Here is a 25,240-nt window from a genome sequence, read left to right as displayed (position 1 = left end):
ACCACTTACATCGGCACGGGTTGATTCGGCTTGATATAGGCAACTGATCGACGTATCCGGTCAGCGAGGGAGCTGTCTGCATGCTGGTTGTGGTAGTGGAAGATAGCGGTTGCGCGCAAGGCATCCGGGTCAGCCGGTAGATTGGTGTGCAGCGAACGGTAGCCCCAGAACAGGTAGAGGTCGCCCGGTCGCATGTGGACTCGGGTGAACCGCTCGGGGTGCTTCGTGTACTCCTTTAGCCGCCGACGTTGTGCCCAGCGGTTATCGACGCGCAGCTTGTCGAGCAGGTTAAAGGCATAGGTTTTCCGGAGGGGGCGGTGGTTTGGCAGCATGATTAAATCGCCAGGATTATCCGGCATACAGACCGGCATGATGGTGGTCAGTACGAAGGAGTCGTAGTGGAAAATCGAGGACTCACGTTGACCTTGCTCACCGGTCAGGCAACGCAACACCTGATACAGACGCTGCTCGGTTGAATGTTCCCCCGTCGCGGCTGTAACGATACGCTTGCATAGATCGACGAAGTACGGGGAGCGGCCCCATTCGTCCAGGAGCGAACCGGCAACAGCTTGGTGCCCGGTCAGGGCAACGTAGTTGTTACCCGCCGCTACGACGGCGTCTGTGACCAAGGCCTGTAATTGGGTCAGCTCTGCGCTCGTCGCCCAGCCGGGTAACACGGCATAACCGTTGAGATCGATCGCCTCAATGAGAGACTTTATCTGTTCATCTGAAAACGTTGTGTATTGCATGGCTACATTCCCGACTTTCTTGAAATAGAAGGGGCGTTCGTAGGCACTCATCACAACATGGATAACGGCGTTGGGTGATGCCCACTCTCGCGTGGGTAGCGCACGGTTGATAATGCCGAGGGCACGTTTAATAGTGCGTCGATTCGTTCAGCGCTTTTAAACTATTCAATTACCGGTGTAGCAAAGCTTGTCGTCCGTGAGAACAGAGGCCACACCGACCTTCCAGACAACGCGCAATCCGTCGTCTGGCAGTTACACTTTGAGGCTTCCCACGTGCATCGCCGTTTCATGAGCGTGCTCAGGGGGCCGAAATTTAGCGTAGCAGCTACTAAACATTATGCTGGCCGTGCCGAAAAATATTGTTGCGCTGAGCTGTGCACACAGCAGCTCGCGTGCGTGACGGCCGCTGAATAGTGTCTAATGGCCTCCAACCACGCCCCGGCAGATGATGCCGCTTTTGTGCGCACAGGCGGACGGGGCCTCAATCACGTTTTACCTCTATCGGTAACCTCAAATGAAACAGATCACCCCGGCTGACCTGGACGCGCTAGGTGCCCAAGCCCAGCAATCCCCGCGCCTGCGCGCTAACCGCAACCTGCACGAGGAATTGGCTGACCCGATCCAGCGCCTGGCTATCGCCATGGAGCCAGGCACCTACGTACGTGCCCAGCGTCATCCCCATACCTGGGAGTTGCTCTATCCCTTGCGCGGTCGGTTTGTGGTGTTGACTTTCGACGACGCGGGTATCGTCATCGAGCGCACGGTATTGGGCGAAGACTGTGCGGTACTGGAAATTCCCGCTGGCTGCTGGCATGCGGTGCTCTCTCTGGATGAGGGCGGTGTGATCTTTGAAGTGAAGCACGGGCCGTATATGCCCGTAGCTGAAGCCGACTTTGCCGCATGGTCCGGTGCCGAAGGCAGCCCTTTGGCGACAGCGATTCTGGACGGCTATGCCACGGCACAAATCGGTCAGCGTCTGCCCGGCCTTTAAGATAAGAGTACGTTTCGGACGGATGCCCGGCCCACGGGCTGCCAGTGAATGCCCGGTTGGTCGGAAACGACGGCGCGGGCCGGGTGATTTGTCCGCAGGGGAGAGCGGGCGCAGCAGCGCTTGTTTTTCCGTGTAACGCATCGCCGCTCAGGGCTATTTTTAGCATGATCCAGGTCAGTGACGACGGTCGCCTGTTCAGGTATTCTGCGCGGCTTCGGCGACCCCTACCCCCCAAAAAGTAAGGTCCGCACGTCATTTGACGGACTGGAGCACTTGCATGACCGATAGTCCTGTTCCTGTTTCGACCGAACCCGCCAGGCTCTTCTCCACGCTGCGTGAACGGATCAACTACAGGGTTGCCATTCTGGACCTCCAGGGACGTGGTTTGGTATTGATCGGTGGGCTCATCGCTTTGGCATGGGTCACGTCGGGCATTTATAAAGTGCAGCCGGACGAGCAGGGCGTAGTGTTGCGCTTTGGTCGTTGGGTGGACACCACCGAATCAGGGTTGCACTACCACCTGCCCTATCCCTTTGAGGCGGTGTTGCTGCCCAAGGTTACCCAAGTCAATCAGCTGCAGCTAGGCAGCGCCAGCAGTGCCCTCACCACGGGTAACAGCGGTTCACGTGACAAGCAGATGCTGACGGGCGATGAGAACATCGTCGAGGCAGATTGCACGGTTTTTTGGCGAATCAAGGATGCTGGACAGTATCTGTTCAAAATCAGCGATCCAGAGCGCTCGATAAAAATCATTGCCGAAAGTGCGCTACGTGAAGTCATTGGACGCACGCCGATCCAGTCCGCCATGTCCGACAAACGAGCGCAGATCGCGGATGAAACACGCGAACTGCTGCAACAGCTGTTGGACAGCGAGAAGGCTGGCATCCTCATCACCCAGGTTCAGCTGCAACGGGTCGATCCGCCGCCGCAGGTTATCGATGCCTTCAACGATGTGCAGCGCGCACGCGCGGATCAGGAGCGCGCCCGTAACGAAGCAGAGGCCTACGCCAACGATGTGATCCCTCGTGCGCGAGGCGATGCGGCGCGCATCACACAGGATGCCGAGGCCTACAAGTCGCAGGTTGGCAACCTGGCAGAGGGTGAGGCCAAGCGTTTTCTGTCTGTTTACAACAGCTATGTGCAATCCAAGGACGTTACTGCCTGGCGTTTGTACATGGAGAGCATGGATGAGGTGCTGAAGAAGGCCTCCAAGGTCATCATCGATTCGTCTGGAAAGGGTATGTCCGGCGTGGTGCCTTATATGCCGCTATCCGACCCAGGCAAGTCTGTTCAGAAGGATGCCAAACCATGAACCCCGCGCTCAAATGGCTGATCGCCGGAGTCGGCATCGTTACGTTATGGGTGTTGGCATCGTCGGTCTATGTTGTCGACGAAACGCAGCAGGCGTTAATTATCCGCTTCGGCGCGCCGATGGGCGTGGCCGGTGAGCCCGGCCTGAAGTTCAAGGTTCCGTTCAGCGACTCTCTGGTGTTCTACGACAGCCGGTTGCAGACACTGACCTCGCCGGCCGAGCAGGTGATTTTGGGCGACCAGAAACGCATTGAGGTCGAGACCTACACGCGCTTTCGCATCAGCGACCCGCTGCGCTTCTACCAGGCGGTGGGTACGCTGGACCAGGCCAGCGCACAACTGACGCAAATGGTCAGTTCTTCGTTGCGGCGTGAGTTGGGTCAGGTGACGTTGCGATCATTGTTGTCGCCGGAACGCCAGCAAGAAGTCGCCACCATCGAGAAGGACGTAGCCAGCAAGGCTGTGGGACTCGGGATCGAAGTGAGCGAGGTGCGTCTACACCGTGCCGACCTGCCATTCGAGGCCAGTCAGGCGATCTATGACCGGATGAAATCCGAGCGTCAGCGCGAGGCAAAGGAGCTGCGTGCACAGGGCTTTGAATGGGCGCAACAGATCCAGGGCAAAGCTGACCGGGACCGTACGGTCCTGTTGTCGGAGGTCCAGCGCCGGGCTGCGATTACTCACGGTGAAGCGGATGCTGATGCCAACCAGATTCTGTCGGCCGCGTTTAGCAAAGACCCTGCGTTCTACAAGCTATACCGCTCGCTGCAGACCTACCGGCAGGCACTGGCAGAGAGTCAGCCGACGCTGGTGCTGACGCCGGACGCTGAGTTCCTGAAGCAATTTCGCACGGGTCCTGCCGCGACCACCGTGAAGTAAAGAATGCGAGTCATTGAGCTTCCTTCTGACCACAAAGCATTTTGGCAACGGCTGACACGCTTGTTCGCCGTCATGGGGCCGGGACTGGTCGTGATGCTGGCCGATACCGAGGCCGGCAGCGTGGTGACGGCTGCCCAGAGCGGTGCACAGTGGGGATACCGCTTGCTGTTGCTGCAATTATTGTTGGTCCCGTTGATGTTCATGGCCCAGGAACTGACGGTGCGACTGGGGTTGTGCACTGGTAAAGGTTATGTCGAACTGGTCCGACAGCGCTTCGGTCAAGCGGTCGCGATAGTGTCCGCAGCGGTGTTGCTGCTGAGCTGCTTCGGTACATTGGTTACGGAGATGAGCGGGCTGGTTGGTGCAGGCAGCCTCTTTGGAATCCTGGGCTGGCAAATTCTTGTGGCGCTGGTGGTGATGATTCTCGGCATGGTCCTGACCGGCTCCTATCACTCGGTAGAGCGGGTAACCATTGCTATCGGGTTGTTCGGACTTGCCTTTCTGGTAATGGCGTTCAAGGCCCACCCGAACGTTCATCAGATGCTGCACGACATGACTCAAATACCTCTCGCCGACCATGACTATCTGTATCTGGTCGCGGCAAATGTCGGCACCAGCGTGATGCCATGGACGCTGTTCTACCAACAGTCGGCGCTGATCGATAAAGGGCTGGACACGGGCCGACTTCGGCTGGCGCGAGTCGATACGTTGGTCGGTACGGTGCTGTGCCAGGTGCTGACTTCCTCGGTATTGATCGCCGCCGCCGCCACGCTGGGTGCGCACGAGCAGGGTGGAAATCTGGACAACATCGCTCAGATCGGCGATGCGTTTGGTGCGCTGATCGGCCCCAGTTGGGGCAAAGTCGTTTTCGCGATTGGGCTGTCCGGCGGTGCGTTAGTAGCAACTATTGTGGTCTGCCTGACAGCTGTGTTGGCGTTGGGGGAGGCGATGGGGGTACGCCACTCGCTGGAGCAACACCCACTGGATGCACCTTGGTTCTATGGACCTTTCGCGGTGCTGCTAATCGTTGGCGCGCTGCTGGTGGCCTCGGGCGTCAATCTCATCCGGCTGTCGATTGCCGTGGGCGTGGTTAATGCAATTCTGATCCCGGTGATGCTGTTGTTGCTGTTCTTGCTGGCGCGCAGTGTCTTGCCGGCAGCACATCAATTGCGGGGAGGGTACGCACTGGCTGTCGGCGTCATCTTTGTACTGACTTCAACACTCGGCCTGTATGCCAGCATCGCCGGTTCACTCGGGTGATTTTTATATGAAACATCTCCTTGCCTGGAAACAGTCCCATGATGTTTGAAGGTTTACTGCACGCGATAGGCATGATCTTTCAGATATCCCTGCTGGACCTGATTTTGTCCGGCGACAATGCGCTGGTGATCGCTCTGGCCTGCCGCGGGTTGCCAGCGAATCAGGTGAAACAGGCGGTGATGATCGGTACTGGCGGGGCCATCGTGCTGCGCGTGCTCCTGACCACACTGGCCGGGTGGTTGCTGCTGGCGCCCTTTCTCAAGCTCATCGGTGCGGGGTTGCTGATCGTCATTGCAATCCGGCTGCTGATCGAAGAACAGCCGGATGACGAGAGTGACTCCGTCGAAAATACGCCGACCACCCTGTTCGGGGCTGTGACGACCGTACTGGTGGCTGATTTGGTCATGAGCATGGACAACGTGGTCGGACTGGCGGCAGTGGCGCAGGGCAGTATTTTCTATCTGGTGCTGGGATTGCTCCTAAGCGTGCCGCTGTTGATGTTCGGGAGCGTGCAGATCACCCGGCTGCTTCATCGTCAGCCTTTTCTGGTCTCGGTTGGCGGCGCGCTGCTTGGCTATGTTGCGGGTGATATCGCCGTTTCCGATCCTGCGGTGGTGGGCTGGGTAAATACTCAGTCGCCTGCGCTGAACACAATGGTGCCGCTCCTGTGCGCGGCTTTTGTGGTCCTGCAAGCGCGCATTATTCATCGACAGCGCGCGACGGTTGCCAAGCCGGCACCAAAGCTTCGAAGAGCACCTCCGGCATCGGAGTCTATAGCGGCAAGCGTAGTTGCCGAAGTCGCTCGGGACAGTGTGTTGATCGTTGCCGTCGATGCCCTCACCGAGCGCGCTAGCGTGGGCGCGACCAGTTCTGCAGAATCGTCAGCTACAGCGCCCTCTACGGGAGGCGCCGAGTGGGTACTCGCCAGTGTCAACCCTGTTCAGGACAAGCCTGAAGCGGCAGCTGTCGCGCGCAGTGTTCCGGCCGAAGTGCCAGACCGTGGGCGTCGCGTCTTCGGGGGGCGTGTACAGATATTGGTAGGGCTTGGGGCTATAAGTCTTGTGAGCTGGGTTTTGTACAGCTTCATTGGCAGCATCGCGGGTGGCTTGCTGCCCAGGCCCGTGGCCGACAGCGCCTATGTTTGCCCCGGTGCCATTGCCACTGTCTACTATCGGCCCGGCGGCAGTGCGATACGTATTGTCACCGGGAACGGAGAAGCGGCAGGCTACGTGAGCCTTAAAAAAATTCTCTGGGAGAACCCCGCAGCAGCAGTCAGCGCGCTTCACCTTACGCCCCCCAGTGAAATAGAGAAGACCAACAGCAATGTGGTGACGCTCAGCGGCGGTAGCTTCTCGCAAATTCAGTGTGCACGCGTCCACTAGTGTTCATGGAACCTTGGGCCGCTGCCTTTTTAGCGCAGCAACTAGAGAGTCGGTTCATTGTAAATAGCATCCAATGAACCGGTTTTTGGCCCGGAATAAAGCTCCTGCGCGACCCTGACTACATCATCCACGCTGAGCGCACACAGCACATCTATGGGAAGTCCCGGAATCTCCGCTCGAATCAATACCTGTTGCACCCGGGTTTTTAAACGGGCGAGCATCAAGTGCTTGTTCTGGTCGAGGACTACTTTGCAAAAATCCTGTAGCGCTTCCACGCTTGAGCTGTCCAGGTCCGGAGACTCTTCCAGGCTGAGGATAATGGTATGCACGCTATCGCCAGCGGCCGTAATGTATTTTTGTACCTGCGCAAACACCCGTTCGGCATTCGCAAAAAAAAGACCTGTGTGTGGGCGCAAGATCAAAATGCCAGGGACTGCTTGCGCCTCTGGATGAAGGGTTGTGCTGACGAAATCATGGCCATGATTGAGCTGCCCAAGAATGGTCACCGATGACTCGGACAGCCGCCGCAACAGCATCACCAGGCTGACAGCGATAGCTGCCAGCAAGCCATCCAGTACACCTAATAACAGCACTGCCAATACCGCAGCAATCACGACCAGTCGGTCGCGGTGCAACGTGAAATAAGGAGCAAAAGTCGATGGGCGAAGCGTATGGCTGACGGCATGCACGACAATCGCCGCCACCACAGGTTCCGGTGTCAGGGCGATGGTTGGCAGAAGCGTCATCACGATGATCAAGAGCGCAAGGGCAGCAGACCAACCCGCCAGTCGCGACAAAGTCCCCGATGCCTCGTTTGCCGACGTCGCTGAGTAACCGGCGCCCACCGGCATGCCGTGGAAAAGTCCAGACACCAGGTTAGCGGCACCGAGGGCAAGTAAATCCCGGTTAGGCGAGACACTGTCACCATGCTTCATCGCAAAACTGCGGATCGAACTGTAGGACTCTGCGTAGAGAATCAGCACCATGGCGATACTGAGTTCTCCTACTCGTAGCCACTCTGTGTACAGCAGCGTCGGGAGCGTCGGTGCGGTGAGTTGCAGGTTTATGGAGCCGACCAGACTAATGCCATACTGCGAAAAGTTCAGCCATTCACCGGCCGTGATGCCGATGACAATCACCAGCAGCCCTCCGGGCAGGTGTGGCATACGGGCAAACAAGAACAGCAATAACCACGCGGCGACGGCCACCGCCACGGCGGCCCAATTCCATGATCCTGTCTGACTGAATAACTCGACCAAGAATCGGATCAGGTCAGTGTGCTGGGGGTGGACGCCAACCACGTGAGCGATCTGCTTGAAAATAATCACGATGGCAAGGCCGAAGGCAAACCCGCGCAAAACCGGTTTGGCAATAAAGGCTGACATGCTGCCTAATCGTGCAAGTCCCGCGACCGTGAAAAACAGACCGGTCAGCATGACCAGGGCGATGGCAATAACCAGTCTGAGCGTGTTGTCTGGGCCCGCCATCGACGCGGAGGCAGCTGCCAGCACGGCAGCAGACGATGACGTTGCAGAGACGATCGCGAAGCGGCTGGTGCCGATCAATCCGTAGCAGACCAGTCCGGCAAACAGGGCAATGACCCCGGCCTGAGGCGCCAGATTTGCAATGCTTGCGTAAGCGACTGCCTCCGGTAACAGCAATCCAGCCAACGACAAGCCGGCAATGATATCCAGCCAGGACACACGGTCGATCAGCTTTGTTTTGACAGGCCCGGACTGCGGGCTTGGTGTTGACATCGGTGGCGCCTCGATCACGTTGCATGGGCTCTGGTCCCGGATAAAATAACCTGAGCTTACTTTTTATACTCAGGCTAAGCGTCCTGCCCCATTGATCTATTGATCATAACCACGATTCGACAACACGACGGTCCAACTCTTCCCAGTCAGCCATGCCCAGCACCCTGGTCGTATTAAGGCCTCGCAGGTAGCCCCTGAGCTGATTGGCCGATGCGCGCAAGTCATCGGACTGGATGTTGTCGTCGTGTAGAGCCTCTTCGTAGAGGCTCAGGTACTCGGCAACCCGGTCGCGATATTCCGGCAACACTGCTTCGCGGATACGGTCAAAGGTTCGCAGCTTCTGATGGGTATTCACGGTGTCATCCTTGCTGAGCTTGAGGGCTGCCGCCTGGGTGGGAGGATCGGATTTTAATGTACCTCATGCGAGGTCGCCTGTTGGACATGTAGTTGAGTAAAAAGGGAAAAAGAGATCGGTCTTACTGCGCTCGCAATAATATAAACGGCGCTGGGCATCATCAACGGCGTCTTGCACAGCCCACTTTTCGCTGATGACTAAAAAGGCCTACCTTTAGGTAAGCCCTTTTTAGTGTGCGGTGACCTATAACAATTAGATGGGGTATGACAGGCGACAGAACAGAACGAATTATTTTATTCGGTCACTCATTAAGGACGTGCCCGGGGGCTCGAGGTGTTCGCTTCGCTCATGGTCTTTATCCGGCTTTCGAGCATGCGCCCGATCTTCGAGGCGAAAAAGTCTGCCCTGCGGCTGATCGGCAAAATAACCCCGTAAACCTTGTCGCTTGCTCTCAATGAGCTGAGTGTTCTTTCGCTAGCACTCAGGCTCGAAAGGGCCTCACGCAATTCAAGTAGATTTGCGATCATTTTTGGCAGCGGGTCGTCATGGGGTCGGAGTTTGCGCATGGTTGATTCTCGCGGTTGAGCCCCTAGCATACCCAATGTCAGGGGCCTACCCGAGATCAGGCGATGACCGGAGGGCAGAGTGATACTCGCCAAGCATTGCGACTTAGCGATAGCTGAACAAGGCACCCCGCTTTGTCAGCCGTATGTGATCCGCAGCGACGAGCAGCAGGCCAAGCGGATCACTTAGGCCGCCATACGTAAAGTCGCCAGAAATCATATCGAGCTGAATCAGATCCCTCAAGCCCATAAGGTTTCGCTCAGCGTTACCCATCAAGGCAAGCGAAGACCTGAATTCGGCTATCGAGAGCTGAGCGATCAGGGATTGGAGCAGCGCGGAGTTGTTTTCGATGTACATGGAATGACCCTGTGTGCACAGCGAACAGAGTGGAACGCCATGAACGTAAGAAGTCAGTGAAGTCGGTTCGTTCAGTCTGTTTGGATTTAAGACTCCGGCTGTTACCTCTAGGGTCCTTACTCGGCTTTATTCCTGACGATCCGTCCCGACTTTATCTCATCGACATAGGCTTTTAATCGGTCGGAATCCTTGTATAAGCGATTCATCAGGTGCAACACCGCAACAACATCCACATCGTTAATTCGCTCGGCGAGCCGACTGATTTCGCCTGCCGTTTGCTCCAGATTGCAGGCCACATTATTAAGGTCGCGCTTCAATTCTTGCGCTGACTTCTTGATTCCCACGATAACCCCCTAAAAAAACGTCGCACCACGAGCCCGCTACGGTCCCATGATCGCCTTGTATTGTTTCTGACGTTCATCATAAGGCAAGTCCTGCTGCATAAGCTTCTGGATCGGTCTGCAGCCAGACCTTACCGCGATTAAATCCCGATCTTTGCCCCATCTTTAACCACCAGACCTTCTACGGTGGTCTATTCAGCCGACATCTCCATCTCCGGGCTGAGGGTGCCGAGCCAGGCAACCAGGCTCAGAATGATCACGGCGGCCGACAACTCCAGAATCATGCTGCGCCGCAAGGCGTTGATAGCGACCGTGTAAACCCCTGTTTGAATGGACCGTTCGAGCAGCGGGCTCAGGTGGAAGCGGTTCAACGCCGCAAACACTAGCATCCCGGCAAACAAGAAGACCTTTAAAGACAGCAGGGCCCCGTAAGTGCTGGTGGTCAATGTCTCGAATGTCGGCCCGATAATCAGCAGATAGTTAACTACCCCGGTGATAGTCAGGGTGACGACGATGAGCGCCCCTGCTGATTCGAAACCGGTCAGCGTTCGCGCCAGCAACCGGACTTGCAGTTCGCCTGTGAGCTTGTTTGAACGCAACAAAAGCGCAAATGCGGCCAGAGCACCCAGCCAGCCGCCAGCACCCAGAATATGAACAATATCGCTCGTGAAATGCAGGTAGCGACGAGGGCCTTCATCCATGGCGCCATGCCCTGTCCACGCTAGAGTAGCCAGTGCGGTGGCTCCGCACACAGTGACCATCCACAGGCTGAAAGCAGGGGCGCGCCTGTTGAATAGGGCGGCTACGACTGCCAGCGTCAGCGAGGCTATTCGGACCATCCAGGTCAGCCCGACATCAGTCCCCATCAGCATCATTTGGAAAATATGGTAATGGAGTTCCATGAAACTGGACACTCCGCTCATCGACTTGGCCATTTGCAGCATCGCTGCCATCGACAGCAAAATGCCGATAACAGCGGTGCCCGCCAAGAGCAACTCAAAATTCAAAACGGCACCGCCGGCCCGTTCTTTTCCTCTGAGGCTATACAGACCGAACACCGCCAGCCCAAAGAGCAACATCAGGTCGATATACAGCATGAAGCGAAGCGTTATATTGATTGAGTCGCCCATGGATCAGTTGACTTTAAAGGTCACGGCGCCTGTGATCGGGTGGGTATCGGAAGAGACCGCTCTCCACTCGACCTTGTAGGTGCCTGACGTGAGCGGAGCCGCGGGAGTGATCACCATCGTTTTTGGGTCGGCGCCGCCTGCGACACGGGCCTTAACGCCCATGGGTGAATTAGGCATGCCCGGCATGTCAGTCATGATCAGTTTCGCTCCCGAGAACTGAGTCATGAGCTTTTCCGAGAAGTGCAGTTCGATTTTTTCAGGCGCGGCTACCGTGGCACCCTCCGCAGGCGTAGATGACAGTAGTTTTGGATGCGCCTGGGCTATAGCACTCAGGAACAATCCGGTACTGAGTACTGTTGCGACGGTGATGCTTTTGAAATATGACATGCAAGGTTCCTGGCGGCGTGGGCCGCTGGTTGAGTTTTATTGTTTGAGCCGGTTTGGATTTCACGTGTCGATTGCGTTTAAAACCACATACGCACGCCTAGTACTAAACGTGTCTCGCTACGGTCTTCGCCTTCTTCTCGGGCGTAATCAGCTGTCTTCCCGTAGGAACGGTTCCAGGTCACGCCGATGTACGGCGCAAACTCGCGGCGAACTTCATAACGAAGCCTCAGGCCGATATCGGTATCCGACAGGCCCGATCCTGTACCTCTTTGTGGGTCATTTTTTCCGTAGAGATTTATTTCGGCGGTGGGCTGAAGAATTAAACGATTGGTCAGCAAAATATCGTAGTCACCCTTGAGCCTGAGTGCACTTTGGCCCCCCTCGCCGAGGTAGGCAGTCGCTTGCGTTTCCAAGTCATAGAACGCCATGCCCTGCAGTCCCAGCGCGGCCCAAGTCTGGGGCGCACCGGGCTTGAAGTCTTGCCGCACGCCGCTTACCACGTCCCACCAAGGACTTATGGCGTGTCCCCACAGGGCCTGGACTTCGGCGCTTTTAGTGACGCCATTGGTCCGCTCGCCCTCCGAGCGAAGTAAGAGGCGGTCGGTGTCGGTGCCAATCCAGCCGTTCGCCTCCCATCTCAGTGCACTTCCCTTATCGGCGTCTTGCCATTCGAGTTGATCGATCAAGAAAAACGAGTTGATCGAGCGGTCGGGCATTTGGTGTCCCGCGTGACTTTCAAAAACAGCGGCGCGATCAGCGTCTGTGAGCACCGGGATCGGCGTTCGGCTTTCCTGGGGGGGACTCGGTTCCATGCCCTGCATCTGGCCGCCATCCGTACCTTGCATAGGCTCAGCTTGCGCATAGGCAAAAGGCAGCTGCATCACGCCCAACCCTAAAACTACAAGGCTGGCGAATACAGGTTTAGCGGTTTTGTCGACGTTCATGCCGTTCTCCTACTCTTGCACGCGGACTTCGCGGAACATGCCCATTTCCATGTGGTACATCAGATGGCAGTGATAGGCCCATCGTCCCAAGGCATCTGCGGTCACGCGATAGCTGCGTTTTGTTCCCGGCGGCATGTCGATCGTGTGTTTGCGAACCATGAACTCACCGTTTTCATCCTCCAGGTCACTCCACATCCCATGCAGGTGAATGGGGTGCATCATCATGGTGTCGTTTACCAGGACAACTCTGACGCGCTCTCCGTACTTGAGACGAAGCGGCTCGGCATCCTCGAACTTGATGCCGTCGAAGGACCATGAGAATTTTTCCATGTGCCCGGTCAGGTGCAAGGTGATCGTCCGGCTTGGCTCCCTGCCATCCGGGTCCTGAAACGTGCTCTTCAGATCTGCGTAGGTCAGTACCCGGCGGCCGTTGTTTCTCAGGCCCATGCCGGGATCGTTGAGTTTCGGCGTGGGGCTCATCGTCTGCATGTCGACCAGTGGATTATTAGCTTCGGAGGCTGGGTGGGGTTCCATGGTGCCCATGCCGCTCATGCCCTGGATCGAACTGCCATCCATGCCCGTCATTCCCTGCATGGAGTCGTCACTACCTGCCGCCATCTGGCTGTGGTCCATGCCCTCCATGCCTTGCATCGAATCCTGGCCAGCGCCCTTCATGTCGCCATGGTCCATGCCGCCCATATCACCCATGCCGATGTCGCTCATCGTGACCAGCGGGCGTGGGTCCAGCGGCGGTACAGGGGCTGAAAACCCTTCATGTACCGCCAATGTTCCTCTTGCGAAACCTGTGCGGTCCATCGACTGGGCAAACAGGGTGTGCGCGTTTTCGGTGGGTTCTACGATCACATCGAAAGTTTCGGCCACGGCGATGCGGAACTCATCAACGCTGACCGGCTTCACGTGCTGCCCGTCTGCCGCGACGACGGTCATCTTCAGGCCGGGAATGCGCACGTCGAAGTAGCTCATTGCCGAGCCATTGATGAACCTTAACCTTAGCCGTTCGCCAGGCCGGAAAAGGCCAGTCCAGTTGCTGTCCGGAGCCTGTCCGTTGAGCAGGTAGGTGTAGGTGGCGCCGCTGACGTCGGCAAGGTCCGTGGGGCTCATATTCATTTGCGCCCACATTTTTCGATCTGCGACGGTGGCGGACCAGCCGTTCTTGCTGACATCGTCAATGAAGTCGCCGACGGTGCGCTTGTGTTGGTTGTAGTAGCCGGATTGTTTCTTGAGCTTTTTCATGACCCGCTCGGGGTCTTCATCCGTCCAGTCGGACAGCATCACCACATAGTCGCGGTCGTAGCTGAAGGGTTCGGGGTCTTTTGCATCAATGACGATTGGCCCATAGACACCGACCTGCTCCTGAAAACCGGAGTGACTGTGGTACCAGTACGTGCCGTTCTGTTTGACCTTGAACGAGTACACGTACAGGCCACCTGGCTCGATTCCGTGGAAGCTCAGGCCCGGAACACCGTCCATATTCACCGGCAGAATAATCCCGTGCCAATGGATCGAGGTGTTTTCCTTGAGCCGGTTTCTGACCCGCAGGGTCACCGTGTCGCCTTCGCGCCAGCGCAGCAGCGGCCCAGGGAGGCTGTCGTTGATGGTCATGGCGGTGCGTGGAGTACCTGTGAAATTCACGCCCATCTCACCGACAGAAAGATCGAAATCAGTGCCGGCAAGCACATTCGGTTGGCCCGGGCTGGTAATCGCCCACACCGGACTGCGCCACAGCCCAAAGCCTGCGAGTATCCCGCCCGCAGCCAAGGCTTTCACGAAGGTACGTCTTGATGTTCTGGAATGCATGAACGGTATCCAATAAGTCAGAATCCAGGCAGGTACGGATTCGCCTCAGGGACCCGCTGCCAACCGCTATTTAGCGAGCAAGATGCCACATGACAGGCACGCGGATGATTACATTTCAGTCAGGTTGGCAAGGGCGGTCAGGCTCGCGCGGAGATTGAACAGCTTTTGTTATCTGGCCGCTCCGACGGGCGCCATGTGTTCCCCCCAAAGGTCATCGTCAATTGCCTGGGTAATCCGCGATTACCCGATCATTACCGGTATCGGTCAGACCTATCACCTGATACGGCTGTTTGGTCGAGCCATACTCCATACCGGGCGAACCCGATACCATACCGGGCACCGCGATTCCAACGAGGTCGGGGTGATTCTTCAGATCAAGGATCTGTGCCACTGGCACATGCCCTTCGACGAATTTTCCGTCAATCATCGCGGTGTGACAGGAGGCCAGGCGCGGAGCCACGCCGAGGCGCTGTTTGACTTCGCTCATGTTGGGTTCGACATGGTCGCGCACGCTAAAGCCATTGGCTTCAAGGTACTTGATCCACTCCTCGCAGCAGCCACAGTTAGGGTCGCGGTAAACGTCGATGACTTCAGCGGCTTGTGCTGCGCCTGCCATGAAGAGTGCAGTAAGAACAGCGATACGAAGTTTGGTATTCATGGGAACTCTCCAATTTAAAAAGACCGTTTACCGGCAGCAGCAACCACCGCCGTTCCCGCCACAACCTGAGATTTCTTTACTGGCTACACTTTCCACTGCCGCCAGTTGTGCCGGGTAGCCCGCGTCTTGCAGGGCTGCAAGCAGCGCATGGCTATCCGAACCGCCGCTGACCTTCACCCGTCCGGATGGTAGATCCACTGCCACGTCACTGACGCCTTCAAGTGAGCGTAGTGATTCGGAGACATGTTTGACGCATGAGCCACAGCTCATGCCCTGGACTTGCAGTTCAACGGTTTTCATGGATGACGCCTCACAAAAAATTGATCGTGGAAGGACAGCTGTATGCGGCTTTTTCTGTGGCCTTGGATTTATCCTCAACCTTGTCGCTATGACAAGGTCAAGGTCCTTCGTCACTCAATCCATCGAAACCTTGCGCAGGCGCAATACATTGAATGCCACCGACGCCGATCAGCGCGTCGCCAGGCCTCCTTAGGATCGGTAGGCCCAACATAGGGTCGTGTGTTCCCTGGCCAGATAGAACAAGGTGATCACCAGCCGCATGGGCAACGCTACGCCGGGTTTACTCCTCAAAAATGTTGGGGGGATCAGTTGAGTGCGGTGAACTGATCATGTTTTTGTACTCCTGAGGACGTGGTATCCCGTGAGGCGTCGCACAGGTTCAATGCACGACGCTATCGCCAGGATCACTGGTTCATGGGCATCGCCATCATGCTCGATTGCTGATCCATCATTTTCATCATCATGCTCATCATGCCCATGCCGTCTTTGTTGCCGGACATGCCCATGCCATTACAGTTTTTCTGCACCATGCCCAGGCTGTCTTTCATCGTCTTCATGTTCTCCTGCATGGCGGCCTGTCGCTCGGCAGGGGTTTTGGCCGCCGCCGCTTTGTCGTGCGCCGCCTGCATTTTTTGCATTTGCTCAGTCATGGCTTTGTTCTGCATGGGCATTTCGCTTGTTTGAGCTGGCGTGGTCGACGACGGCTCTGGCTGTGGTTCGTCGGCGGCCGAGGCCATGAGTGGGCTACTGATGAGCAGGGCAGCGAGGATCAGTTTCAATGACATATGCATGGCAAATCTCCAAAGGGTAAGGGCAACACAGGCGATACAAAGCCGCGCCAGAGTGGCGCAGCCAAGAAGTGCGGCCGGAATTCGGCGCGCAGAAGGTCGGTCTAAATAGTGAAACGGACGAAAATCAGGCGAGCGGGCGGTCTGGCAGGGGCAGGGCGCCGCAATGCAAGAAAGGCAAAAGCAGAGGAATTGACGGGGTAAAAAATCAGCAGTGCAGGGATCAGTAACAGAAACGTCCAACTGGACAGGTCAAACAGTTGAAGGTGCTGTGAAGGGCTCACGGCAATCGCCGCATCGGCGCAGTGTTCGATGCAGCCAAGGGGATGGGCGTCGTGGCTATCGTCATCTTGCACGGTGTTGAGCGAGACGTGGGTTGTCGCGGGATTGTGGCTGGGCTGTGTCAGGCATCCCTGGGTCGCGGCCAGACCAAACGCTAACACCCACAACACGATGGCGAAGCGCATGAACGCTGATTGGTGATAGCGAAACCAGAACATGATACATCCCCGACAATAGGTCAACGGGTGGTGGCGCACTCAACATACGCTACCTCGAAGTGCCACCCTTGATTCATATCAAGTAAAGCACAGCCTATGGTGTGCAGCCGAGAAGGGGACGCTCGAATTTTTCGCTCCAATTTTCCGGTATCACTTGCGCCACTGATTGCGCTGTTCGCGGTGGATGAGTTTGATGTTGTTGTTACTGAGAGGTGTCTATGCTGATGTTACCGATTTCATACCTTTGCAACGGTCTGCAAGGAGGCAATCAATGGGGCCCACGCTCAACTCCGAGAAGGCGTTTTCCCGTAGTCTGCTCGATGTACTGATTCGTGCCGGGCTGATTGCCGTACTGGTGATGTTCTGTTTCCGGATATTCAGTCCGTTCATCGATCTGATGCTTTGGTCGGTGATCATGGCGATCACTCTCTACCCGCTGCAGGGCAGGCTCATCGGTATTATGGGGCACAGCGAGGGGCGTGCCGCGACGCTGATCGTGCTGGTCTCCATCAGTATCCTCATGGTGCCGATTTACCTGTTGGGCACCTCGATTGCTGACTCGGTGGCGAGTGTCGTCACCTTGGTCAAAAGCGGCAGTTTTCATATTTCTCCACCGGCCGACTCGATAGCCGATTGGCCGCTGGTGGGCAAGCCGCTGCATGGTCTCTGGCTGCAAGCGGCCACCGACCTGCCCGGTTTGACGCAGAAATTCATACCGCAAATCAAAAACGTCAGCCTCACCCTGTTGAGTAAGCTCGCAGGCGTCGGCATGGGCTTCCTCATATTCTTCTGCGCCCTGATCATCGCCGGTATCGTCATGGCGTATGGCGAGGGGGGGAGCCGCAGTGCGGTGCAGATCGCTTCGCGCATCTCCGGTCCCATCAAGGGGCCGCAAATCACCGAGCTGTGCACCGCCACCATTCGTGCGGTGGCGCTGGGGGTGGTGGGTATCGCCTTCATCCAGATGCTGCTGATCGGCGTCGGCTTTGTGCTCATGGGCATTCCCGGTGCGGGTCTGCTCGCCTTGGCGGTGCTGCTGATAGGCATCATGCAGTTACCGGCCACCTTGGTGACCCTCCCGGTGATCGTCTACGTTTTCGTCACTCAGGGTGCCACCACGGCGACCATTGTGTTCGCCATCTATATCTTCGTTGCCGGCCTGGTCGATAACGTACTCAAACCACTGCTGCTGGGGCGTGGCGTCAACGTACCGATGCCGGTGGTGCTGATCGGCGCCTTGGGCGGTATGGTCGCCAGCGGCATCATAGGCCTGTTCATCGGCCCGGTAATGCTGGCGGTCGGCTATCAGTTGTTCTGGCAATGGGTGAGGGACCAGCCGCAAGGCAGCGGGCAGGACGATCAGAAGCAACCCTGATGCCACGGGCTCATCCCCATCCAGGTCCCCATCATTTCACCGAGGCCAGTGACTCATGACGGGATCTGCAGAAACAAAAAGCCCGCACGATGGCGGGCTAAAAAATCTATCACGAGAGAGTAGCCTGCAATGTGCGTTCTACACCGTGAAAGTCTTGTGAAAGGGATGTCGCAGATGTGGTAAGGCTTGAATAAATGCGGGCTCTACGCAATACAGATTGTTGCGCCATCAGCCCGGCCCGCGGGCGCCGCCGCTCAGAGCACAACGCATGGCATGAATCACGATGACTCATTCACCTCAATCGAAGATGGACCTTTTCCTGACGTTCTCTGCGCTGACCCTCCAAGGGTTTGGTGGAGTGATGCCTGTGGCTCAACGGGTATTGGTTGATAAAAAAGAATGGATGACACGCGAGCAATTTGTCGAAGAATTTGCGGTCGCGCAAATCCTGCCGGGCCCCAACGTGATGAATCTTGCCTTGGCGTTCGGACGGCGGCACTTCGGCTTGGGCGGAGCCGTCGCGGCACTGGCTGGGCTGTTGGCGGCCCCTTTGATTCTGATTCTTATCGTGGCATCCCAGTATGCCCACGTGATTGATCTGCCCTTCGTTCAAGGCGCTTTCAGAGGCGTAAGTGCTGTAGCGGCCGGTCTGATAGTGGGAACCAGCTTGAATTTGTTCTCGGCTCTGCGGCTTAACCCAATGGGTTGGACGGCGTCGATCCTGTTGGTGATCGTCGGGTTTGTGGCGCTTGCACTTATGCGATGGCCGCTGTATTGGGTCCTGCTGGGGGTTGGGGGCGCTGGCATTCTTTATTCGTATTTTCGGCACTTCAGAGTCCGCAGCGAGCGTCATGCCTCTGAGGACCCATCGGAATGAGCGTCACAATGCATGCCTTCGATTGGGTCTCGTTATTACTGCATTTTGTTTCGCTTTCATTGCTTACAGTGGGTAACCCGATGAGCCCGGCGCCCGAGATGCACCGCTATTTAGTCGATCAACAGCATTGGCTTAGCGACTTGCAATTTTCCTCTTCCATGGCCATCGCTCAAGCCCTGCCAGGCCCCAACGTTCTATTTGTGGCGTTGCTCGGTTGGAACGTTGGCCTTAACTCCGTGGGTGGGATCGGCGCTGGATGGCCGGCACTGATTCCGGCCTGTTTCGGTCTGGTGCTTAGCCTGCTGGGCTTTTTGCTCCCCGCTTTGATCGTTAGCTATCTCTGCTCTGGTTGGATCGCTCGCAACAGCAAGTTGTTGGCAGTTCGATCCTTCAAGACTGGAATGGCTCCCTTTGTGATTGCAACGCTCTTGGCGACTGGCTGGTTACTCATCGTCGGGCTCGGCGATCCGGCTAGGGAATGGGGCTATAGCTTGCTGGCTGCGGTCGCTGCTTTGCTTGTCTGGCGAACCAAGGTCCACTTGCTCTGGCTGATTGCGGCGGGAGCCGTGCTGGGGGGCTTTGGATGGATCTAATCCTGGCACGGAATAAGCGACACAAAAAAAAGCCCGCGGATGAGGGCGGGCCAAGGGAGTTCTTCAAAGGAGTAGATTAAATTTAGCGAGGCTGGAGTGAACGCGACGTGAAAAGCATGTCGCAGAAATGGAAAAAAACCGGCGCAGGGCCGGGCTAGACACACCACGTTCTGTTGTTCCTTGGCTATGAACCTAATCGTGTGAAAACTGTCACATCCGCGTTGAATTTAACTTCGTGGAGTTGTCATGTTTATAACAAAAAAGCGCATGGCTGTTGCGGCATGCCTGATGGTGTTTTCAGCGATATCCATGCTGCCCGGTGAGTTTTCGTTCATCTCCTCAGCCCATGCAAAAGATGGCGGCGGCAATGGTGGCGGTGGCGGCGGTGGCGCTGGCGCTGGCGGTCACGGCGGTAGCAGCGGCAGCGGAGGTAGCGGGCACTCTGGCGGAACCGGGAGCAATGGGCAGAGCAACGGGTTGAGCAGCGATCATGATGGAAAGGCCGTGAGAGACAGAGGGGTAAGCGGTCAGCATATCGGCAATGCCCTTACCGATAAGGATGACCGCGGCTCGATCACTTCTGGCGTCGCGCACTCTAAAAATACTCGTGGGCTGTCCAAGGCAACGTCGATTTCTGGCACCACGCCGGGCGATCACAACGCCAAAGGGTTGTCCAACGCGGCCATATCAACGACCAAACAAGACCGTTAATTTCAACGTGGCCGGGCAAGCAGTTCAATACCGCAAGCCCGGCGTCAGAAAGATCTCTCGTGCCCATTCCTCTAACCAGGGTGCTCGTCCACGTTGAAAGTGCGGAGCCTGTGCCATTCGTCGGGCGCTGTATTTGCTACCGAGCAAACGTGGCACAGCAACTAGACTCAGCGTTGAGAACAGTAGATCGCTGGTAGATGATGACCGGTAGTACAGCCATGTTTAGGGTGATGGTGATCATGGCGTTCTTGAGCCAGCCTCTCAACGTAAGGGGTCGTAGTGCGGGCCCCCATGGCGCCGGACTCCGACCCTGGGGCTGCAGAGCCTGTAGGGTCTATGCCGGATACTGTTGTCACATCCCTTCTATTGCCACCATAGGAGTACAGCAATGACAACGTCAGTCCGGTTCTTTCTCTCGATTATCCTGCTTACCGTATCGCTGGCATCGGCGACCTTCCTGAATAGCGCAAGTGCTGCTACTGCCGAGGACCTGGATAAAAGCTCCCGGCAGGCCTTACAAGCACTCTACAAAACTAATCCATCTGCCGAGACCATTTCGCGCAGTGCCAAGGCTGTGCTCGTATTCCCTAATATTGTCAAAGCGGGCCTTGTGTTTGGAGGCAGTTATGGTGAAGGCGAGTTGTTGAGAGGCTCGAAAGTGGAGGGCTATTACAACTCCGTGACCGGGTCATGGGGGCTACAAGCAGGCGCGCAGTCATACGGCTATGTGCTGTTCTTGATGACCGAAAAAGCGGTGAAGTATGTGCGCGAAACCAAGGGCTGGGAAATTGGCGTAGGGCCAACCGTTGTCCTCGTTGATGAAGGGCTCGCAAAAAATCTGTCGAGCTCGACGCTGAAGGATGATGCGTATGCGTTTGTGTTCGATCAGCAAGGGTTGATGGCGGGCGTCAGCATTGAAGGAACCAAAATCTCTCTGATCAAACGCTAATCTGGCCATAACACTGAGGAGTATTCATTGTGACTTCCGTCCGTGGGTTAACGCCTTCAAGAGTTGTCCTTGCCGTGCTGTTGAGTTTCTCTCCTGTGGTACTGCAGGCCGCCAGCGAAGTACCGATTGATATGTCGGCTGTGCAGTTGGAGCCGAAGGAGCAAAACGGCATCACCTATCTGTCTGGTGGCGTTGGCCAGGACGAGTCGCAGGCCATCCAGCAGGTCAAGGGTTACAACCTGCACATCACCTTCTCCATCGGGCCGGACAATAAGTACCTCAGTGGCGTTGATGTTGTGATTCAGACTGCCAAAGGCCGCTCTATAGTGTCGTTGAGTCAGGTGGGTCCCATCGTTTACGTTAAGTTGCCAGCAGATAACTATCTCATCATCGCCAGCCAGAATGGCCATGAGAAACGAAGTACCGTCGTGCTGGAAGGTTCGTCGACCGGTACGGTGAATCTTCACTGGAGTGATTAGCCCTGAGTTTGCTGAGGGGTAAAAGCCGTAAAGATTAAGCCGCGTGATGATGACGGGCAAAAAAAGCCTGCATGAGGGTGCGCTAAAGAATCAACTTTCGGGTTTTCTGGATAACAGAAATTTGTGAACGCCACAGAACGCTGGCGTCCAGTCGCGATACCCCAGACACAAGAAAGCCCGCACGAGGCGGGCTTCTTGAGGTGGTTTATAGACTGCTGTAGACGTCTGTAAACCGGTACTTGGTGGCTACACAGGGACTTGAACCCCGGACCCCAGCATTATGAATGCTATGCTCTAACCAACTGAGCTATGTAGCCAAGTGGCGCGCATTATTCGCGGATAACGAATATGTGTCAAGCGTTGTTAGTGAAAATTTATGCGTGTGATCAAGCGGTTAGGCTGCAGGGCCTGTGAAACGGGTGTTTATGGGGGCTGGCCTAGCGTTCAATGAGCAACGCGATGCCTTGGCCTCCGCCGATGCAGAGGGTGGCGAGGCCTTTTTTGGCGTCACGTTTGACCATTTCATGCAGCAGGGTGACGAGTATCCGACAGCCTGATCCGCCAATAGGGTGGCCCAAGGCGATGGCGCCGCCGTTGACGTTGACCTTGTCACTGTTCCAGTGAAGTTCGCGTCCTACGGCCAGGGCTTGGGCCGCAAAGGCTTCGTTGGCTTCGATGAGGTCGACATCCGCCAGCGTCCAGCCAGCTTTCTTTAACGCTTTGCCGGTAGCGAACACGGGGCCGATGCCCATGATCGCCGGATCGACGCCTGCGCTGGCGGCGGTGACGATTCGCGCGAGTATCGGCAAGCCCAGCTCGGAGGCTTTATCTGCGCTCATCAGCATGACGGCTGCGGCGCCATCGTTGAGTGACGACGAGTTACCCGCCGTGACGGTACCGCCGGGCTTGAAGGCCGGTCGCAGTTTGGTCAGGGTTTGCGCGGAGGTGCTAGGACGGGGTTGCTCATCCTGTTCGAATCGCACGCTTTCACCGTTGCGTTGGGGGATGTCGATGGCGGTGATTTCTTCCTGGAAGCGCCCTGCGTTGATGGCAGCACAGGCCCGCTGTTGCGAGGTCGCAGCGAAGGCGTCTTGCTCTTCGCGGCTGATGCCGTATTGCTCGGCCAGGTTCTCGGCGGTGATCCCCATGTGATAATCGTTGAAGGCATCCCACAACCCGTCCTGGATGATGCTGTCGACCAGTGACGCGTGGTTCATGCGCAGCCCGGTACGGGCGTCTGGCAGCACGTAGCCGGCCATGCTCATGTTTTCCTGGCCACCGGCGATGATGATCTCTGCATCGCCACAGGCAATGGCCTGGTAGGCCAGTTGAACCGCCTTGAGGCCGGAGCCGCAGACTTTGTTCAGGGTCATTGCCGGGACGGTATGTGGCAGTCCGGCTTTTAGCGTGGCCTGGCGTGCCGGATTTTGCCCGGCGCCTGCGGTCAGTACTTGCCCGAGAATCACTTCATCCACGTCTTGCCCTGGTAGGCCGGTGTCAGCCAGCAGACGGCGGATCACCGCAGCCCCGAGTTCCGGTGCGGGGATGCGGCTCAACGAGCCCTGGAATGTGCCAACCGCAGTACGGGTGGCGGCGACAATGACAACTTCACGCATTCAATACTCCATAGGGCGAATGTCACCCCGACCCTCGCCAAGTGGGCGAGGGCAGATCGATAAAAATACGCGGACACCTAACCAGGCTGGCGCCGCGTTACGCTAAATAGTTAGAACTGTTCGGCATCCAGGCCGTATAGCGAGGCGCTGCCTGCCCGAATGGACTGTTCAAGGCTCAAGGTGCGGGGCAGCAGGCGGCTGAAGTAGAACTGGGCAGTGGCGATTTTCGCGCCATAGAACGCTTCGTCTTCGCCGCGCGTGCTCTCGGCGACCTGAGCCATGCGCGCCCAGAGGTAGGCATACGCGACGTAACCGAACAGGTGCAGATACTCGACCGACGCTGCGCCGACTTCGTTGGGGTTGGTCTTTGCCTGTTCTTGCAGCCAGTCGCTGAGGTTTTCCAGACGCTCGACGGCGTCGAGCAATGGCACGGAATACTTGGCGTCGGGCTGGTCGGCGAACACACGAATTTCATGAGTGAACTGACGCAGGGCGACGCCGCCGTTGGCGACTACTTTGCGCCCGAGCAGGTCCAGTGCCTGAATGCCATTGGTGCCTTCGTAGATCTGCGCGATACGCACATCACGCACCAGTTGTTCCTGACCCCACTCGCGAATATAGCCGTGGCCGCCGAACACTTGCTGGCCCAGTACGCAACTGTCCAGACCGCTGTCGGTGAAGAATGCTTTGGCGACGGGAGTGAGCAGGGCGACCAGGTTTTGCGCGTCGCTCCGCTCCTGGGCGTCTTCGGAAAATTTAGCCAGGTCCAGTTGTTGTCCGACATAGCTGGCGAAGGCGCGGCCACCTTCGGTCATGGCTTTCATGCTGAGCAGCATGCGGCGTACGTCGGGGTGGACGATGATCGGGTCGGCTATTTTATCTTTTGCCACCGCCCCGCTCGGCGCACGGCTCTGAATGCGTTCGCGGGCATAAGCGACGGCGCTCTGGTAAGACGCCTCAGCACAACCGATGCCCTGGATGCCGATGGACAGGCGTTCGTAGTTCATCATGGTGAACATTGCGGCGAGCCCTTTGTTGGCCTCGCCGACCAGCCAGCCGCTGGCGCCGTCGAAGTTCATCACGCAGGTGGCCGAGGCCTTGATGCCCATCTTGTGCTCGATCGAACCACAACTGACCGCGTTGGGCTGGCCGAGCGAACCGTCGGCGTTGACCAGCACCTTGGGTACTACAAACAGCGAGATGCCTCTTGGCCCTGCTGGCGCGTCCGGTAACTTGGCCAGCACCAGGTGGATGATGTTTTCGGTCAGGTCCTGATCGCCGCCGGTGATGAAGATTTTGCTGCCGGTGATGTTAAAGCTGCCGTCGGTCTGAGGTTCGGCGCGGGTGCGGATGATGCCCAGGTCGGTGCCCGCATGGGCCTCGGTCAGGCACATCGAACCGGCCCAGCGGCCTTCATACATCGGAGGCAGGTACAGGTTTTTCAGATCTTCGCTGGCGTGGGCATCAATGGCCAGGCAAGCGCCCGAGCTCAGGGCCGAATACAAAGCGAAGCTGGAGTTGGCGCCATAGAGCATTTCTTCGAACTGTACGGCGAGCATCTTCGGCATGCCCATGCCGCCGAAGTCAGAATTACCGGAAAGGCCTACCCAGCCACCCTCGATGTAGGTGGCGTAGGCCTCTTTGAAACCGTTCGGCGTGCTGACCTGACCCTCGAGCCACTGCGCGCCTTCCTCGTCGCCGCTACGGTTGAGCGGGGCGATCAGTTGCCCGGTGACCTTTGCAGCTTCTTCGAGAATGGCATCCGCAGTGGCGGCGTCGACGATTTCGGCCAAGGCTGGCAGGCGTGCCCACAGGGCTGGAGCGTCGAACACTTCTTGCAGAACAAAGCGCATGTCGCGCAATGGGGCGTTGAATTCAGGCATAACGTGAACCTCGTTGGAACAGCGTATGGATTGCACGGCACGTTTGGATGGCCGTGCCACTTTGGCGTGCAAAGCCCCGAAGCGACAGGTCGGACCTGTCGCTTGGTAGGGGCCTTATCGAGGTTTAAAGGGCCGAGGGTTAAAGATTCTTGGCCATGTCCCGCAGAACGAACTTCTGGATCTTCCCGGTGGAGGTCTTCGGCAGTTGGGTGAACACCACGGTGCGCGGCACCTTGAACCCTGCCAGATGCTCGCGGCAAAAGCTGATAATGTCGGCTTCGCGAAC

At 57.1% G+C, this 25,240-nt stretch carries 27 protein-coding genes and 1 tRNA gene; 11 read left to right on the top strand and 17 right to left on the bottom strand.

What is annotated here, in order from left to right; all coding sequences use genetic code 11:
- Positions 1-5 precede the first annotated feature (5 nt).
- The gene (locus QN399_RS23990) at positions 6-749 is read right to left on the bottom strand and encodes a hypothetical protein (protein ID WP_330201802.1); all 744 of its coding nucleotides are present in this window, start codon (positions 747-749) and stop codon (positions 6-8) included.
- Positions 750-1,263: 514 nt separating this feature from the next.
- Between QN399_RS23990 and QN399_RS23985 the strand changes: the two genes are divergently transcribed.
- The 5 genes from QN399_RS23985 (at position 1,264) to QN399_RS23965 (ending at position 6,572) form a co-directional block, all read left to right on the top strand.
- The gene (locus QN399_RS23985; protein ID WP_322177876.1) at positions 1,264-1,740 is read left to right on the top strand and encodes a WbuC family cupin fold metalloprotein; all 477 of its coding nucleotides are present in this window, start codon (positions 1,264-1,266) and stop codon (positions 1,738-1,740) included.
- A 277-nt stretch (positions 1,741-2,017) separates the two neighbouring features.
- Entirely contained in the window at positions 2,018-3,052 is a 1,035-nt protein-coding gene (gene hflK, locus QN399_RS23980) for an FtsH protease activity modulator HflK (protein WP_322177877.1), read from the top strand.
- Positions 3,049-3,930, top strand: a complete 882-nt coding sequence (locus tag QN399_RS23975; protein WP_322177878.1) for a protease modulator HflC — start codon at positions 3,049-3,051, stop codon at positions 3,928-3,930. Before hflK ends, QN399_RS23975 begins: the two co-directional genes overlap by 4 nt.
- Positions 3,931-3,933: 3 nt before the next feature.
- Positions 3,934-5,190, top strand: a complete 1,257-nt coding sequence (locus QN399_RS23970) for a divalent metal cation transporter (RefSeq protein WP_322177879.1) — start codon at positions 3,934-3,936, stop codon at positions 5,188-5,190.
- A 38-nt stretch (positions 5,191-5,228) separates the two neighbouring features.
- Positions 5,229-6,572 (top strand): TerC family protein, encoded by a 1,344-nt coding sequence (locus QN399_RS23965; protein ID WP_322177880.1) that lies wholly within the window; start codon positions 5,229-5,231, stop codon positions 6,570-6,572.
- Between the two features lie 41 nt (positions 6,573-6,613).
- On the opposite strand, the gene QN399_RS23960 is transcribed toward QN399_RS23965, so the two are convergent.
- The 12 genes from QN399_RS23960 to QN399_RS23905 all read right to left on the bottom strand — a co-directional run bounded on the left by QN399_RS23960 (position 6,614) and on the right by QN399_RS23905 (position 16,471).
- On the bottom strand, positions 6,614-8,329 hold the full coding sequence (locus QN399_RS23960) for a SulP family inorganic anion transporter (RefSeq protein ID WP_330201801.1): 1,716 nt from the start codon (positions 8,327-8,329) through the stop codon (positions 6,614-6,616).
- Between the two features lie 103 nt (positions 8,330-8,432).
- On the bottom strand, positions 8,433-8,684 hold the full coding sequence (locus QN399_RS23955; protein ID WP_322177882.1) for a hypothetical protein: 252 nt from the start codon (positions 8,682-8,684) through the stop codon (positions 8,433-8,435).
- A 669-nt stretch (positions 8,685-9,353) separates the two neighbouring features.
- A complete protein-coding gene (locus QN399_RS23950) occupies positions 9,354-9,605 on the bottom strand; it encodes a hypothetical protein (protein WP_322177883.1) in 252 nt (83 codons plus the stop codon).
- A gap of 116 nt (positions 9,606-9,721) precedes the next feature.
- Positions 9,722-9,949 (bottom strand): hypothetical protein, encoded by a 228-nt coding sequence (locus QN399_RS23945; protein WP_219063445.1) that lies wholly within the window; start codon positions 9,947-9,949, stop codon positions 9,722-9,724.
- 188 nt (positions 9,950-10,137) lie between these two features.
- Positions 10,138-11,076, bottom strand: a complete 939-nt coding sequence (copD, locus tag QN399_RS23940) for a copper homeostasis membrane protein CopD (protein ID WP_330201800.1) — start codon at positions 11,074-11,076, stop codon at positions 10,138-10,140.
- Between the two features lie 3 nt (positions 11,077-11,079).
- Positions 11,080-11,463, bottom strand: coding sequence for a copper homeostasis periplasmic binding protein CopC (gene copC / locus QN399_RS23935; RefSeq protein WP_322177885.1), 384 nt, complete (start codon positions 11,461-11,463; stop codon positions 11,080-11,082).
- 77 nt (positions 11,464-11,540) lie between these two features.
- The gene (locus QN399_RS23930) at positions 11,541-12,407 is read right to left on the bottom strand and encodes a copper resistance protein B (protein ID WP_330201799.1); all 867 of its coding nucleotides are present in this window, start codon (positions 12,405-12,407) and stop codon (positions 11,541-11,543) included.
- A gap of 9 nt (positions 12,408-12,416) precedes the next feature.
- Positions 12,417-14,225 (bottom strand): copper resistance system multicopper oxidase, encoded by a 1,809-nt coding sequence (locus QN399_RS23925; RefSeq protein ID WP_330201798.1) that lies wholly within the window; start codon positions 14,223-14,225, stop codon positions 12,417-12,419.
- A 217-nt stretch (positions 14,226-14,442) separates the two neighbouring features.
- Complete coding sequence (locus QN399_RS23920; protein ID WP_322177888.1) at positions 14,443-14,883, bottom strand: DUF411 domain-containing protein; 441 nt, start codon at positions 14,881-14,883, stop codon at positions 14,443-14,445.
- Positions 14,884-14,910: 27 nt separating this feature from the next.
- Positions 14,911-15,183 carry a heavy-metal-associated domain-containing protein gene (locus QN399_RS23915; RefSeq protein ID WP_322177889.1) on the bottom strand — a complete coding sequence of 91 codons (273 nt, stop codon included), beginning with the start codon at positions 15,181-15,183 and terminating at the stop codon, positions 14,911-14,913.
- 404 nt (positions 15,184-15,587) lie between these two features.
- Entirely contained in the window at positions 15,588-15,974 is a 387-nt protein-coding gene (locus tag QN399_RS23910) for a hypothetical protein (RefSeq protein WP_322278355.1), read from the bottom strand.
- Between the two features lie 101 nt (positions 15,975-16,075).
- Positions 16,076-16,471, bottom strand: a complete 396-nt coding sequence (locus tag QN399_RS23905) for a hypothetical protein (RefSeq protein WP_322177891.1) — start codon at positions 16,469-16,471, stop codon at positions 16,076-16,078.
- A gap of 271 nt (positions 16,472-16,742) precedes the next feature.
- Between QN399_RS23905 and QN399_RS23900 the strand changes: the two genes are divergently transcribed.
- The 6 genes from QN399_RS23900 (at position 16,743) to QN399_RS23875 (ending at position 21,455) form a co-directional block, all read left to right on the top strand.
- The gene (locus QN399_RS23900) at positions 16,743-17,846 is read left to right on the top strand and encodes an AI-2E family transporter (protein ID WP_330201797.1); all 1,104 of its coding nucleotides are present in this window, start codon (positions 16,743-16,745) and stop codon (positions 17,844-17,846) included.
- 307 nt (positions 17,847-18,153) lie between these two features.
- Positions 18,154-18,723, top strand: a complete 570-nt coding sequence (locus QN399_RS23895; protein WP_322278358.1) for a chromate transporter — start codon at positions 18,154-18,156, stop codon at positions 18,721-18,723.
- Entirely contained in the window at positions 18,720-19,316 is a 597-nt protein-coding gene (locus tag QN399_RS23890) for a chromate transporter (protein ID WP_330201796.1), read from the top strand. The genes QN399_RS23895 and QN399_RS23890 overlap by 4 nt, the downstream gene beginning before the upstream one ends.
- 246 nt (positions 19,317-19,562) lie before the next feature.
- Positions 19,563-20,027 (top strand): hypothetical protein, encoded by a 465-nt coding sequence (locus QN399_RS23885; RefSeq protein WP_330201795.1) that lies wholly within the window; start codon positions 19,563-19,565, stop codon positions 20,025-20,027.
- Between the two features lie 388 nt (positions 20,028-20,415).
- Positions 20,416-20,976 (top strand): lipid-binding SYLF domain-containing protein, encoded by a 561-nt coding sequence (locus QN399_RS23880; protein ID WP_322177896.1) that lies wholly within the window; start codon positions 20,416-20,418, stop codon positions 20,974-20,976.
- A 74-nt stretch (positions 20,977-21,050) separates the two neighbouring features.
- Positions 21,051-21,455, top strand: coding sequence for a carboxypeptidase regulatory-like domain-containing protein (locus QN399_RS23875; protein WP_330201806.1), 405 nt, complete (start codon positions 21,051-21,053; stop codon positions 21,453-21,455).
- 240 nt (positions 21,456-21,695) lie between these two features.
- Here QN399_RS23875 and QN399_RS23870 read toward each other — a convergent pair.
- The 4 genes from QN399_RS23870 to QN399_RS23855 all read right to left on the bottom strand — a co-directional run.
- Positions 21,696-21,772 (bottom strand) — tRNA-Met (locus QN399_RS23870).
- Between the two features lie 120 nt (positions 21,773-21,892).
- On the bottom strand, positions 21,893-23,071 hold the full coding sequence (locus tag QN399_RS23865; RefSeq protein WP_322177898.1) for an acetyl-CoA C-acetyltransferase: 1,179 nt from the start codon (positions 23,069-23,071) through the stop codon (positions 21,893-21,895).
- Between the two features lie 110 nt (positions 23,072-23,181).
- Positions 23,182-24,954 (bottom strand): acyl-CoA dehydrogenase C-terminal domain-containing protein, encoded by a 1,773-nt coding sequence (locus tag QN399_RS23860; protein WP_322278364.1) that lies wholly within the window; start codon positions 24,952-24,954, stop codon positions 23,182-23,184.
- A gap of 139 nt (positions 24,955-25,093) precedes the next feature.
- Positions 25,094-25,240, bottom strand: a 147-nt coding sequence (locus QN399_RS23855; protein ID WP_330201805.1) for a hypothetical protein, incomplete at its 5' end; no start/stop codon positions are given.

This window comes from Pseudomonas sp. 10C3, from assembly GCF_036346185.1.
Classification (GTDB): Bacteria; Pseudomonadota; Gammaproteobacteria; order Pseudomonadales; family Pseudomonadaceae; genus Aquipseudomonas.
Note: the sequence above shows the minus strand (reverse complement) of the source record. Positions and strands in the feature narration are given on the sequence as shown.